This is a genomic window from Blautia faecis, assembly GCF_020554845.1.
GTDB lineage: Bacteria > Bacillota > Clostridia > Lachnospirales > Lachnospiraceae > Blautia_A > Blautia_A faecis.
In genome coordinates this window covers 104,711-117,217 of sequence record NZ_JAJCIA010000001.1, presented here as the reverse complement: position 1 = coordinate 117,217, position 12,507 = coordinate 104,711, and the positions used below count along the sequence as shown (strand labels likewise).

The window sequence follows — 12,507 nt, the reverse complement described above, 5'->3', positions numbered from 1 at the left end:
CTCCTTATTAATTTTCTGGTTTATTCATGCAAAGCCCCATCAAAACATCTCCGATATTAAAGCCTTTATCGCAGGACATGTTTAACGGATAATCGTTCTTGAAATCGGGGCAATCGTAGCAACTCTTGTACTTTCCATCACCACAAGGCATACAGTCTGCATCGTTTGCTCCAAGCTCTTCAATATATGGATCGTCGGACACAAACCATTCAAAATCGCCATACTGAGAAATAGTCTTCACAGCTTCATCAACAAGCTTGTCATAATAAGAATGGTCGATTCCGTCCTCTTTTCCAAGCTCTTTAACCATTTCCGATTCCATCCACCGATATCCTTTGGAACCGGTTGCCGCGTAATACTTACCGTCTTTTTCACGCATAAGTAATCCAGCACCATATCCTTCTTTCATCGGACAGAACTGACCAACTTTTCCAACGAATCTGTAATTATGTCCCTTCGCGATTTTCGGATTCAATTCCTGGCAGGTAGATTCAAATGTGATGTCGGAAATAAGACCTTTTTTATAGTCACTTTCTGCTTTGGCAAATTCTTTTTCTTCTTTTGATACATCTGGTAAAGTTTCATTTAAATCCAAATATAAAGAGCTGCTCACCGATTTGGTCTCGCACATATCTTCAAATGCGATTTCTTCTCCGCTGAACAGCTTTTTAAATACATATGGAATCTGAAACTGAGTTCCTGTAGCAGTCCACTTTCCACCATTCTTTTTATTGTCTCCTGGGATATATCCATATAATGCCTTACAATCCTCTGCATCCTTATACTTGGCAATATAAACCGCATCGTTGACTAAAGTCATCCGATCATATGTAGCTTCGTGCTCAAATGTATAGCCATATCGTTCTCCGAAATCCATGACAAACTGAATTATCTCCGGTGTTGCATCCGGAATCTTAATCGAATCGGTCTTGATATGTGCTACCTGGAACCCACGATTGAGAACTTCGTTCTTCAAGTCAATCATGAATAAAGCTCCACGTTTAGCTACAATATTGTCAATATTTCTTGGATCTTTAAATGGATTAGCAAATGAAGCGGATGTGAGTCCGTACACCGAGTTGATGGCTGTCTTTAACGCATTTGCTAAATCTTTCGATGTCATATCGCCATCAATAACCCTCTGAATATATGGAGTAAGTTTTCCATCCAGCATAGTATTCACAATATCCCATGCCTCATGTTTGATGCTCACTCGTCCTTCAACAATTTCCCGGAACGCTCTTGTAAACTTAGGTCCGAATAGCACCTCTGCGATTACACTATGCGGGTGCATTGATGAAACATCCAAAAGCGCAACATTTCCATACATTCCAGGAGCACCTTGTGCAAATCCACCCTCTCCGACTTCTTCGCCTCTATAGGTCGATTTTCCACACTCAAATTCATACCCAGGGAAATATGGTAGAATACTGGATTCTTCAAATGGAACTTTTTCCTTACCGTTATTTTTCCAACCATAATGAAAATCTTCCATCATTTTAGGGCAAGCTTCTTTTAAGAAATCAAGACTTTCCTGATCAAGCGTACCAACAGGCTTTGATAAATCCCTATAATGAAATTCATTCTGAGGATTACGATTTTTACCAAATATAATTCTGGTTGTAAGACTATTGGTTGTATCGTTTACAGTCATTTCTGCTAAATCTGCCAGAATTTGTCTTGCGGTCCAATCGGCTTTCAGATATGTAAATGCTGCCTCAGTTGCTATAACATCGTTGTCACAATATTCAGCGACCTTAATCCATAATTCCTCTGGTACCGGCTGGTCCCATGGAAGTCCAAGTTCCTGATGATGAGTTCCAGCTTTGATGATCTGAATTTCGAAATCTGAAAATCCTTTCTTTTTGAGCTTCTCTTCAGAAAGATTTCCCATCTCAATTTCAAGCTTCTTTAAGCTCTTCTTGTTTCCAGCGGATGCAAAATCGTAAACGTCCGTATACGATACGTTATACGCCTCACCAAAGAAGCAATTTGGACCACCTTTAATAATTCTTTGTGAAAGATTATAAAGCTGTTCGTTGGTATACCCCATAAGTCGCGCATATAAGAAATGATTATCGTATCTGCGACAGTTAAATCCAACCAGCCGAAATTGCATAAGTTCCTCAATTTCCTGTGGTGTAGGATTGATCATACGTATTACCGGTTTTCCGACGCCTTCCATCTTCCAATTGACAAGAAACAAGTTTGGAAAAACTTCAATATCATAAAAGACCAGCTTTGCCTTTTCATTTTTTACAGCGCAGGCTGGTTCTTCTGATTTAAAGTGCATCTTACTTACAAGCTTCACGCAATATTCTGCTTGGTGTGTACTATTTGCACCGAATGCTAATATTGCATTCCGCATATCTGTTACATCGTACTGAAGACCACTTTTGTATGCGTCTTCCAATATTTTGTATATAAAATCGATACTCGGCTTAGTTCCAGGATGAATCTCTTTATTGAGATTTCGTTTTATCAGTGTTCTAAGCCCTTTCTCGCTTTTTATTGCTTCAAAATTTACCATTTTGTTATCTCCTTTCAGTGGTAAACCAGAGCTAATCTTTGCGATAGGTTGATTGTTACATTTGGACAACTTACGTCTCAATGAGCTTTTTCCAGTAAAGACCTTAATTTCAATATGGTCGTCATATACTCTGCTCAATGCAGCTGGATCTCCAGTGTAAATATAATGAAGATGCACACCTTGTCCAGATTTAGAGAGTTCGGCATATGTCGGAGGCCATTTACTAGCTTCTGTCATATTCTTTTCTAAAGATTTATTCCCTTGCTCATCTGGAATATCAAAATCAATAACGATATGATTTTCTGGAACTTTTACGTAATGGAGTTTTGTTGGATCTATCTCTGATAATTTAGAAGTTACTTTTTCCCATTTTTTCTGAGGAGTTTCATTGTCCGAAGCATATTGTGCCAGGCAATCCCCACACATCTCATCAAATATGGAAACAGCACTATCGTGAAGTTCTATAGCGTTAGTTGCTATCCCTTCCGAAGAATTATCCGATACGATTTCCGCTTCGAATTTTTCAGTTCGAAATCCCACGTAATAGCTCCTCACTCTGGTTCCATCGTCCAAATTAAATCTTTCCTGAAAATCTCTGAAATAGTTTTTAAGTTCCTCTTTAAACACCCTCTGCGAAAACGGATAACTCACCTTCGCCTCATCGCAATAAGTTTTGTACATCTCCCATGCTGCTTTTAGTGTAGTTCCGTTTTCTTTCTTGAATACGTGATAAGAATCAATTATAAAGTTGTAGAAATCATTTGATGCACCAAGCATGGTGATTGGAATGTAATCATCATATCTGCCAGGATTTGCTAAATATACATTTTTACAATGATAAGCAATCGCGCCCAACTCAAAATCAATCTGACTTACAATTGCTTTGTATTCTTTCGGACTTAATTTATTCCCAGAGGGTGATACATCAATCAGTCGTCTTATAAGACCCGATTTTGCATCTGTTATTTTTACTACTTTGTTAGTTCCCATAAATAAGAAAGCATTAAATCTACTGGAATATGCAGATTTAAACTTCTCGTTCACAGTCATAAGCTCGTGAGAAACTAAACTGTTCAGTCTAGTATTATCCTCAATTTTAGACAAGTCACCATCATGCTGAATCGCGACAAGTGGGTTGGCTTTAAATGCTTCCAATGCAAAAGAGTTACTACTCGATCCCAATGCTTTTGCATCGAATACTGAGTAATAACCCTCAAATAATGAAAGTATGAGATTTAAAACCGTTCCCTTTCCAGATCCTGGTGCGCCATAAAGAACCATAAATTTCTGTATTTTCTTTGACTCTCCAGATACGATAGAACCTATAGCCCACTCTATTTTCGTTCGTTCTTCTTCAGAATATAAAGTAGACATTAATTTCTCATAAGCAGACAAATCGCCAGCTTCAAGCGGATAACTCAACTTTTTGCTGGCGTAGTCTTTTTTATTTGTTTCCATGTTTGAAAATATAAGTTTGTCGTCAAGCGCATGAAAATTGTCTCTCATTTGCTTCTGGCAATATTTGTGCCACGAATCTATCATTTTAGATTCAGCGTCCCACATATGCAGAACTTTTATGTCCGAATTGAATTTCGTTCTATTTTCTTCGGCATATCTATCCAATTCACGGTCGATAAGTTGCAATGCATCTTGTTCGTCCGTAGACCATAATCCTCGTTCCTCAATCCAGATAGCATAAAAATCACCGCCGCGGATCATCAAATCAGAACTTTTTTTGATTATAAATTTAGGATAGATTTCAATTATTCCGCGTTTGTTGGAACGTGTTGAAATTATCATAAAATCCATCATCACATCACATTTCGTCTCCTGGCTCGTTGTTTCTATTGTTGATATTTTCAATCTCTTTCTCAAGATTCTTGATTCTCATTGCCTGGTTCCTTTTTTCAATTTCATTTGTAAATGCATAAGCAGCTACAGAAAAAGCAAAGAATACAACAGACTTGTTAAAACTCTTCTGCCTCTTCAGATTTCTGCAAATGATTTCGAAGTTTTTCTCCGTGTTTTTCATACTATTGAAAATATACTCAAGCATATAATATTACCTCCTATTTCACGCCGTTTAAGTACCAGTTTGCCTGATACCAGATTTCAACGTTTCTTAAATCGCATTTGCAATGCTTTATTCTGAACAAACCGCCTTTACCGTCACGTCCGTATTCCCGATTCAATAATTTCTGAATCGCATTTTCTACATGATTCGCATCGAATCTGGAATCAATCATATCATCGAGCTCCAGATTAGAAAGCATAGTCCAGAACCAAATTCTAGTTCGGTCGCCACGCTCTGGATCTGACATAATATGCTCTTCTAATCGAATGGCTAGTGCTAAAAGCATCTCCAATACACTACATGGACGAGTGTCTAAATATTTCGCAACTAGCCGTCCACTATACCTGCATTCATCTGCAAAGCGATATCGCAGATTGACACCATCATCAAAACGATTTCCATCCATATCAATAGTGTATGTAAAATCAACACCATGAAGGAAATGAAATAGTTCTCGGTAAGATGCTTCATCGTCACAGACAAGACCGTACATCCACTCAAAATATGCCTTATTCAGTTCATCACTTGTCATCATACCTCCATCTGATGTGGCATCTCATCGATTACATCAGAATATAACTTCTGATCCAGGAGAATTTCATAATCGCATTTCTTAGCGTCATTTCTGACAAATACCGAATCATCTTCATATTCTCCGAAATGGTTCAACGACTCAAAACCGACCATCTCCTCCACATCTTCAATCATTTCATCGTTTTCATCCACCAATACCTGATCGGCATAATATGTCAAACTAATTCTCTCGTAATCTTCATTTTCACCAAACTGCTCTGGAGAAATCACATACGGTTCGTTAACCACGCTTTCTTTCTCTTCGCTGATACCACCATCAAAATACTCCGAATATTTTGTATACCCTTGTCTATGAAGTTTGGCTACATATTCTTTGAGTTCCGGCTTTTCTTTTTTGTCTTCGGTTACATTTTTCGCTACAACATCTTTGTTCTGCTCTTTTTCGCGCTTCTTAGCAAAAACTTCTTTCACCGAATCGATTTCTCTTTGCGCAATCTCTTCATATTTTTTCTTAACCGAATACCAAGTTACAGCAGATCCAGAAGCCGCTCCTAAAATAAATGCAAAAATAAAAGTTGTCTTTTTATTCATTGTCTTTCGTTTCCCCCTCATTGATTGTCATTACTGTAAGAGCGAGTCCTCCGAAAAGTAAGGAAGCACTCAAAAGAATGCCTCCTGTGATATGACGTTTTCTTTTCGTATCAAGAATAAAATCCATCATTGAAATAAAATTTCCAAATCCGTCCATTAGTGATTCCCCTTTCCGCCCATAAGAACTGCAATTCCGCTAAAGAAGCAAATACCAGCAGCTGCTGAAAATGTAAAAGCCATTAATCCTGTCATAATAAAATCTCCTTCCTGTCAGATAAGATCCAGAATAGGACCGTCAACATTAAAATTCATTAAGATAGCATCTTCATATCCGCCGTCTTCAGTTTCTCTTTTAACAACCATAACACCGAAATCAACGAAATTATCTCCGTTTGAATTTCCATCTGGTTTATAAATCCAACCAACAGACTGGCTCATCTTTGTACGAGTAATACCGAGCATATCATACACATCACTTAGAAACAGGAATCCATCTGCAACAAGTTTATCGTTTGCTAACTGTTGCTGAGATCTGAGCAGCATAAGATCGTAATTCATATTCTCTTCATAATGTCGACAAGTCTTATCAAAGAATCTTGCATAGTCATCGACTGTCGGAGCCGCAACATTTACAGTCGTTTTGGATTTCTTTTCTTTTCCACTTTCGGGATCCTTGATCATTTCTTCGATTTTCTTAGCTTTGATATTGTATCGAAGCTCTTTGTCGACATCATCACCGAATCGTTCAACCACTCTGCTACGATATTCTTTGAAAGATTTATCAACTGTTGCGTAAGCGGCAGCCAATGCCACATTTCTTTTTCTTAGAATGTTATTGGACGCAACAATTCCGGCAATGGAAATAGTTCCAAGAACTACAGCTGGAGCATACAGTTTTGCAATCTTAACACCAGTCTGTATATACACAATTGCTAAATCTTTCTTAGCATCTTCCTGAGAATACCGCTCTTCCATTTCTTTATCATTTTCGCATTTGTGAATAGTTTCAATATTGCCTTTTGATTCGTCCAGAATTGTGCTTAATTTTGTAGTTGCTTTACAAGCGAGAACCGTGCTAACAACCGTTCCAACTACACCAGCAGCAATTAAAAGCTCTGGACTATGCTTTCTGAGTTTGATGTTTACTTTTCCTAAGGCAGAAGATGCCTTTTTAACAATTTCATTTTTATTCATTTCGTTTCTCCTCTTTAATTTAATGGTACTGCTTTTGGCAGTTTTATCATATACCCATCTCGTACACGAACTACGGAAGCTGTTCGGATATTAAACCAACCATACTTGTTGTCGGTATAATTTCCATTAATACCAACAAGATCATACAGATCAGCAACGCTCACCAGACCATATTGATCAATAAGCTCATCCATTCTGGATAACACGTCTTCAGCTTCCCCTCGATTTTCGATAATAATATCATCGTACTCATAACCAGATCGAGTGCGATTACCAGACCCGCTATCCCTTCGTTCACGATCATCATAATATTTTCGATATGATACTCTTGAAGATGCGGATGATTTTCCCCGAGAGCTTCCATTAACGCCTAAAAATGCTTTTACAGCATCGAGGAACATGTCTTTTACATAAGGAACCACAATGTCCTCAAAAATATAACTTTTTACATCATCAACATCCTCCGGAACAAACATGCCTGTAAATTTCTGAATTCCACCCTTTTTCTTAGACTTCGCAGAACCAGAAATTACTTTCTCAACCTTTTTCTCAATCGGCGCTTGACTTTGCTCCTTTGATTTATGAGAATTTGATTTATACTCTTCTGTCGCCATTTTCTAACCACCTCCCAATTTATGCTCTTCCAGCCATTGATTTCGCGATCGTGCTATAAATATTCTGCACGTTGGCAAGATTTGAATTATAGGTTTCGAGGATATCATCCATAGAAGACTGAAGTTTCTCGGTAACGGCTTCTTTAGCTTCAGCCTTTACTTCCCGTTTCAAACCAGAAATATCAATATTACGAAGCTCTTTTCTGATTTTCTCTTTCGCCTCAACTTCCATAGAACGGTATGTCGAATCTACAGCTCTCTCCGCAGCATCACTGATTTTGTTGTACATGGAAGTTTTCACATCTACAACAATGTTATCGCACGCCGCTTTTACTTTTCTCTGTATCTCGCAATCAACTTTTTCGTTCACCCGTTCCTTAATGGTTTCATTAATAAGTTCTTTGGGAATATCAAGTTTACCGTCAGAAATCATGGAATCCACGGATTTTCCAACTACTTCACTAACTTCTTTCATTTTCTTATTTGCTCCAACAGCATATCCGAGACCAAATAAGCCAACTGTTACACCAACAAATCCAATAACTGTATCCAAATCAATAGTCATATTTGTTCACCATCTTCACCTTTCCCGGGAGAGTGATCCTCGATCCCGTTATGCGATTGTTATTTTTCTTAAACTGATAAGCCAAATTACTCCTGGCTTTTTTCTCAGATACAGCATATGTTGTTCCATGCCATTGATCTGAAATACAAGTCCCGAAATTCATAACAGGACCATCATACGTATACTGGTTCATAGGACACCTCCCATATAAAAACAAAAAAGAAAGAGTCCTAGATTTCTCTAAGACTCAATCTTCCTAAAATTCATTTCGATGCTTATTCTTCTGGAGCATCGTCATTTGGAACTTCTTCATAATCCGCGTCAACAATGTTATTAGGATTAGATGCACTTTTCTTCGCTGCACGTTCTTCTGCTTTTCTTTTCAATTTTGCTACGCCTGGCTCTACTACAAATTTGCAGATCAATCCTCCCGCAATCATAGCTAATCCAAACTTAGTAGCTGTACTGAAACTGCTGTTGCTTGAAGCCGCCTTAACGATTTCTTCAGTTGCTGTTTCCATAACTTCCTCGCTGTTTTCGATGATTTCATTGTTGTTTTCCATGATTTCTTTCTCCTTTCAGTTTTCGAAATTAATTTTCTTTCATAATATACTTTGTAAATTTTGCGTACTTACATAAGATTACGATAATCGTATCTCGGAGCAACTCCATAGTCGATTACCAGGCAGGGCGTTCCATCTGTAGCTAATTGAGAACTAAAACTCAAATCCAGAAATCCTCTGTCAATATTCCATCCAAGATCGTCCCCGATTGTTCTAAGCGGTTCCAAACCAATTTCATAATAGAAATCATTAAGGGAAATATACATTTCGGTTCTCAATCTGGCATCCAGTTCATTTTCAGCTTTTTTGATTGTCTCTATATCTGATCTGAAATATCGACCAGACACAGTATCAAAACATAAAGTATCGCCACGGCCAACGATGATAACTTCTTTATTTTCTATGGGATTCTTTTCTACGTGTTCCTTGGCGACTGCATCTCTAACTGTCTGCTCCTTCTTCTCTCCGATGGTCTCAACTACCTTTTTCTGATAATCTCTCAAAGTGGATTCGGATAATGTGTATGCCATCGCCAGAGCAGAATTACGTCTGAGATTAACAGAACTTGCCCCGATCAAGCAAGCCATTGACACGAAACAAGTAATACCAGCTGGAATATAGCATTTCCACGTGATTTTTACAATTTCAAGCGGCTCTAAGTGACTGATTTGATTGCATTCTTCACAGCCAGATCTCTTCGCTTCTTCCAAATTTTCATGGTTCACTCGATTTTTTTCGCGTTCAATCAATACGAGCGCTTTCGGAGTTGCTTTTACAGCCATCACAGTTGTCGTGATCATCCCAGCAATTCCAATGCCAGTTAATATTTCCGGACTACGTTTTACTGTTCTGATTTTCAAATCGTTGAGCACTTTCGGTAGATTTACTTTTTGCATTTCAAAATATCCTCCAAATTTTAGTAATACCGCCCACAAGGGGCGGAAGGTTATTACAGGCTGAGTTTCTTAACCACACGGAAAGCCGGACGAACCCCACGAGAGAACGAAGCGTCGCAGTAATGCGCATTGCCGCCGTAGTTCACACCGGCAAAGGGAGCCGAAGGGTATTTTTTTTTCATTGCATTACGAAGCCAGCCCCATTCGCATTCATTATTAAAATAAGCAACTCGATTGCGTCTCTTTTTCATAAGTGGAAGCTGTTCGTCTCCATCTGGTTCAAAATGGCTTTTATCCCACGCATCGTCCCAGCCAACAACCTGTCCAACTGTAGGAATGGTGAGCTCGATGATACGTGTTTTCAACTCTAATGGAAATAAACTATATAAATAGCTATCAATCCATTTCTTCAGATCTGATTTTTCATATCCGCCTTCGTTCGTAGGCTTTTCATTCATAGGACGCTCTGCAATATAATCATCAAAGATGAAAAGAACGTTGTTATCTGTCACTTCATAGGCAGTAGCTTCAAATTTTCCCAGTTCTTTCAAGTCTACTGTAATCTTGTCACCTACTTTAGTTTTGGAAAAATCATATTCGTGCTTTGGTACACCGAAGTTTAAATTAAGTAATTCTTTGGCAGATATATCGCTGGAACCCATCCATGAACCATAAAGCTGGTATTTCTTACTCAGTTCTTTAATATTTGTTTCATTTGCAACAGATTTCAACGCAAGCGATGCTGAATCGTAATCTACAGCCGCCAATAAATATTTCTTTGCGTTATAAAGTTCCTCCTGTGAAGCATTAGAGCTAAGCATTTTCTGAACAAGTTTTGATGCGGCAAAAGTTTCTAATGGCATAATATTTTCTCCTATTCTCGTTAATATTTAAAATTTAAGCAACTAGCAGGTTGATAATCCATTCTGTCAATTCTTTTGCGGTACAAAATATACTTGCAGTCAATGGACTTACTTTTGAATATTCTTCCATCTGATTTCTAAAATCTTTGATTATAATCAGAGGCGTTACTTCAGGATTTTCTCTAAGACGATCTAATAATTCATTAACCGTCCATTTTAAATAGCTCCCCTGCTCAAAGCTACAATCCTGCAAAGATTCATTAAGGCAATACTGGATGATGTAAATCACGCTTTCAATGGACAACATTAGCAAAAATAAAAACGAAAAGAGTCCACATCAGGACTCCTCCGCTTCTTTCTTGGCAAGTGCTTCATTCACCTTTTTGTCAATTTTTTCATCCATCTTTTGGTCATCAACCCAATCGGTTATAAGATTTACCCCTATTCCAATCAGTGTTGCTGCCATTCCAATAACCTTAATCATCTTACTGTTCATGACTTCACTCTCCTTTCATAATAGCATTTGTGCATTTTGCGAATTAGCACTGTTCAAAATCCAATTCTGGAACATAATCCATGTCAATAATGCAGACTTCCAACCCATCTTCCAATGTCGTTTTATAATGACGAAAATCGATCCAGCTATAACCACTGCTCATCGTCCAACCAATTTCGTCCCCATCATCAATCGGATCTAATCCAAGAAATCCATAAAAATCATTTACTGATAATTGGGTTCCAATGGCAAAATCTCGATTAGAGTAATATTCTGCTTGAATTACCCGATTAAGAGAGCTTTCAAAATATCTTTTTGAGTAGCTATCATAGAATAATACATTATCATCTGGATTATGCTCTTCAATATCGAGAGATCCGCCGCCGATAAATCCATCTGACGCGATATAGACATCATCTGCTTTCTCCACAGCAATGGCTTCCATAATTTTTCTGTGAGCATCCTCGCCATACAGTTCTTTCAGTTTATCTCGATAATCCTGGTATGCATCATTGAGCAACGCATAAGCACTGGTTAAAGCCGCCTGCTGACGTTTGTTCAGAATATTTGCTCCAAATATACAAATAATCGTTGCTGCTCCCATAACTACAGATGGAACATAATAAATCCATGCGGACTGAATAGCTTCGAGTTTTGTGTACGCATTCGGGTCATTATGATTCTCTCTACTATCTGCTCTTATTTTTCTAAGAGCTTTTGGCGTAGCTTTTACAGCCAGAGCAGACGTTCCAATTACTCCAACAGCTCCAAAACATGATAAAAGGGTTGGTGATGCCTTTTTCAGATTCTTCTTGTTTAATTTCTTCATACTATCTCCTTTCATTTCGTGGCACGCAACACATCCAATACATCAGACAAAATATCTTGTGCCACAACAAACATAAAATTGTTATCTTGTCTGATTTGAGCATACCGTCTCATCTTGTTTCTAAATTCATTCGTAAGTACAATTATTTCGTCAACTGCAACCTCCTTTCTTGGATAAACTTTTTGTGAGACATACTCTGTTAATTCCTTTAATGCCCAGACCGAATAACTTGACTTTTCGAACTCTCGGTTTCGAATAGAATACTCTGGAAACCACATATCCAACTCGAATACGTCACTAAGCATTAGCTTTAATTCTTCAATAGACATTCATTTACTAGCTCTCCTTTCGATAAAAAATAAAAGAGAAGCAGTACGGAACAATCCGTTGCTCTCCCAATCGAGCTACCCGTTTCTCTTTCTCTCATAATAGTCCTTGTAAATTTTGCGAAGTAAAAAGAAAGAGGCGTTGCCCACGCCCCTCCCGGTTAGTTCAAACCGATACTTTTTAGAATTTTAATAAGCTCGTCCTTTTCCAGCTCAGCATCTACATCCAAGTGAAGGTGTGTCTTTCCATCATTGATTGTGGTAGTAATCTCATTTAACTGAATATCCACGTTATATCCAGTTTTCTTATGTACCACCATCTTCAACGCTTTGGAAATAATTCCTCTTGTGAATTTCGATACTATTCTCATTTCGTCCATGCTCCTTTTTCTCCTTTCAAAAGCTATCGTTTTTTTTTTTTCATAATAGGAG

The 12,507-nt window shown here is 38.1% G+C and carries 16 protein-coding genes; all 16 read right to left on the bottom strand.

Annotation, left to right across the window (positions count from 1 at the left end):
- Positions 1–7: 7 nt before the first annotated feature.
- Complete coding sequence (locus tag LIZ66_RS00570; protein ID WP_227200021.1) at positions 8–4,342, bottom strand: DUF5906 domain-containing protein; 4,335 nt, start codon at positions 4,340–4,342, stop codon at positions 8–10.
- Between the two features lie 4 nt (positions 4,343–4,346).
- On the bottom strand, positions 4,347–4,586 hold the full coding sequence (locus tag LIZ66_RS00565; protein ID WP_195982773.1) for a hypothetical protein: 240 nt from the start codon (positions 4,584–4,586) through the stop codon (positions 4,347–4,349).
- Positions 4,587–4,599: 13 nt separating this feature from the next.
- On the bottom strand, positions 4,600–5,139 hold the full coding sequence (locus LIZ66_RS00560; protein WP_306797031.1) for a hypothetical protein: 540 nt from the start codon (positions 5,137–5,139) through the stop codon (positions 4,600–4,602).
- On the bottom strand, positions 5,136–5,729 hold the full coding sequence (locus tag LIZ66_RS00555; protein WP_227199978.1) for a hypothetical protein: 594 nt from the start codon (positions 5,727–5,729) through the stop codon (positions 5,136–5,138). Before LIZ66_RS00555 ends, LIZ66_RS00560 begins: the two co-directional genes overlap by 4 nt.
- The gene (locus tag LIZ66_RS00550) at positions 5,722–5,886 is read right to left on the bottom strand and encodes a histidine kinase (RefSeq protein ID WP_227199976.1); all 165 of its coding nucleotides are present in this window, start codon (positions 5,884–5,886) and stop codon (positions 5,722–5,724) included. The genes LIZ66_RS00555 and LIZ66_RS00550 overlap by 8 nt, the downstream gene beginning before the upstream one ends.
- Before the next feature lie 113 nt (positions 5,887–5,999).
- Positions 6,000–6,923: a DUF6353 family protein gene (locus LIZ66_RS00545; RefSeq protein WP_227199974.1), complete on the bottom strand. Its 924-nt coding sequence runs from the start codon at positions 6,921–6,923 to the stop codon at positions 6,000–6,002.
- Positions 6,924–6,937: 14 nt separating this feature from the next.
- The gene (locus tag LIZ66_RS00540; protein WP_227199972.1) at positions 6,938–7,537 is read right to left on the bottom strand and encodes a hypothetical protein; all 600 of its coding nucleotides are present in this window, start codon (positions 7,535–7,537) and stop codon (positions 6,938–6,940) included.
- Between the two features lie 19 nt (positions 7,538–7,556).
- A complete protein-coding gene (locus LIZ66_RS00535; RefSeq protein ID WP_195982769.1) occupies positions 7,557–8,102 on the bottom strand; it encodes a hypothetical protein in 546 nt (181 codons plus the stop codon).
- Positions 8,092–8,295 carry a hypothetical protein gene (locus LIZ66_RS00530; protein WP_195982768.1) on the bottom strand — a complete coding sequence of 68 codons (204 nt, stop codon included), beginning with the start codon at positions 8,293–8,295 and terminating at the stop codon, positions 8,092–8,094. Before LIZ66_RS00530 ends, LIZ66_RS00535 begins: the two co-directional genes overlap by 11 nt.
- An 82-nt stretch (positions 8,296–8,377) precedes the next feature.
- Entirely contained in the window at positions 8,378–8,665 is a 288-nt protein-coding gene (locus LIZ66_RS00525; RefSeq protein ID WP_227199971.1) for a hypothetical protein, read from the bottom strand.
- A 68-nt stretch (positions 8,666–8,733) separates the two neighbouring features.
- Positions 8,734–9,561 (bottom strand): DUF6353 family protein, encoded by an 828-nt coding sequence (locus tag LIZ66_RS00520; RefSeq protein ID WP_195982766.1) that lies wholly within the window; start codon positions 9,559–9,561, stop codon positions 8,734–8,736.
- A 53-nt stretch (positions 9,562–9,614) separates the two neighbouring features.
- On the bottom strand, positions 9,615–10,424 hold the full coding sequence (locus LIZ66_RS00515; RefSeq protein ID WP_227199968.1) for a DUF6273 domain-containing protein: 810 nt from the start codon (positions 10,422–10,424) through the stop codon (positions 9,615–9,617).
- A 337-nt stretch (positions 10,425–10,761) separates the two neighbouring features.
- The gene (locus LIZ66_RS00510; protein ID WP_195982764.1) at positions 10,762–10,920 is read right to left on the bottom strand and encodes a hypothetical protein; all 159 of its coding nucleotides are present in this window, start codon (positions 10,918–10,920) and stop codon (positions 10,762–10,764) included.
- A 43-nt stretch (positions 10,921–10,963) separates the two neighbouring features.
- Positions 10,964–11,749 carry a DUF6353 family protein gene (locus LIZ66_RS00505; protein ID WP_226818639.1) on the bottom strand — a complete coding sequence of 262 codons (786 nt, stop codon included), beginning with the start codon at positions 11,747–11,749 and terminating at the stop codon, positions 10,964–10,966.
- 11 nt (positions 11,750–11,760) lie between these two features.
- Positions 11,761–12,078 (bottom strand): hypothetical protein, encoded by a 318-nt coding sequence (locus LIZ66_RS00500; protein ID WP_195982762.1) that lies wholly within the window; start codon positions 12,076–12,078, stop codon positions 11,761–11,763.
- A gap of 158 nt (positions 12,079–12,236) precedes the next feature.
- Positions 12,237–12,455 (bottom strand): DUF3194 domain-containing protein, encoded by a 219-nt coding sequence (locus LIZ66_RS00495; RefSeq protein WP_195982761.1) that lies wholly within the window; start codon positions 12,453–12,455, stop codon positions 12,237–12,239.
- Positions 12,456–12,507 lie beyond the last annotated feature (52 nt).

Coding starts and splice junctions, on each gene's coding strand:
- LIZ66_RS00570 (WP_227200021.1), bottom strand. CDS start 4,342: ATGATGGATTTTATGATAATTTCAACACGTTCCAACAAACGCGGAATA.
- LIZ66_RS00565 (WP_195982773.1), bottom strand. CDS start 4,586: ATGCTTGAGTATATTTTCAATAGTATGAAAAACACGGAGAAAAACTTC.
- LIZ66_RS00560 (WP_306797031.1), bottom strand. CDS start 5,139: ATGATGACAAGTGATGAACTGAATAAGGCATATTTTGAGTGGATGTAC.
- LIZ66_RS00555 (WP_227199978.1), bottom strand. CDS start 5,729: ATGAATAAAAAGACAACTTTTATTTTTGCATTTATTTTAGGAGCGGCT.
- LIZ66_RS00550 (WP_227199976.1), bottom strand. CDS start 5,886: ATGGACGGATTTGGAAATTTTATTTCAATGATGGATTTTATTCTTGAT.
- LIZ66_RS00545 (WP_227199974.1), bottom strand. CDS start 6,923: ATGAATAAAAATGAAATTGTTAAAAAGGCATCTTCTGCCTTAGGAAAA.
- LIZ66_RS00540 (WP_227199972.1), bottom strand. CDS start 7,537: ATGGCGACAGAAGAGTATAAATCAAATTCTCATAAATCAAAGGAGCAA.
- LIZ66_RS00535 (WP_195982769.1), bottom strand. CDS start 8,102: ATGACTATTGATTTGGATACAGTTATTGGATTTGTTGGTGTAACAGTT.
- LIZ66_RS00530 (WP_195982768.1), bottom strand. CDS start 8,295: ATGAACCAGTATACGTATGATGGTCCTGTTATGAATTTCGGGACTTGT.
- LIZ66_RS00525 (WP_227199971.1), bottom strand. CDS start 8,665: ATGGAAAACAACAATGAAATCATCGAAAACAGCGAGGAAGTTATGGAA.
- LIZ66_RS00520 (WP_195982766.1), bottom strand. CDS start 9,561: ATGCAAAAAGTAAATCTACCGAAAGTGCTCAACGATTTGAAAATCAGA.
- LIZ66_RS00515 (WP_227199968.1), bottom strand. CDS start 10,424: ATGCCATTAGAAACTTTTGCCGCATCAAAACTTGTTCAGAAAATGCTT.
- LIZ66_RS00510 (WP_195982764.1), bottom strand. CDS start 10,920: ATGAACAGTAAGATGATTAAGGTTATTGGAATGGCAGCAACACTGATT.
- LIZ66_RS00505 (WP_226818639.1), bottom strand. CDS start 11,749: ATGAAGAAATTAAACAAGAAGAATCTGAAAAAGGCATCACCAACCCTT.
- LIZ66_RS00500 (WP_195982762.1), bottom strand. CDS start 12,078: ATGTCTATTGAAGAATTAAAGCTAATGCTTAGTGACGTATTCGAGTTG.
- LIZ66_RS00495 (WP_195982761.1), bottom strand. CDS start 12,455: ATGGACGAAATGAGAATAGTATCGAAATTCACAAGAGGAATTATTTCC.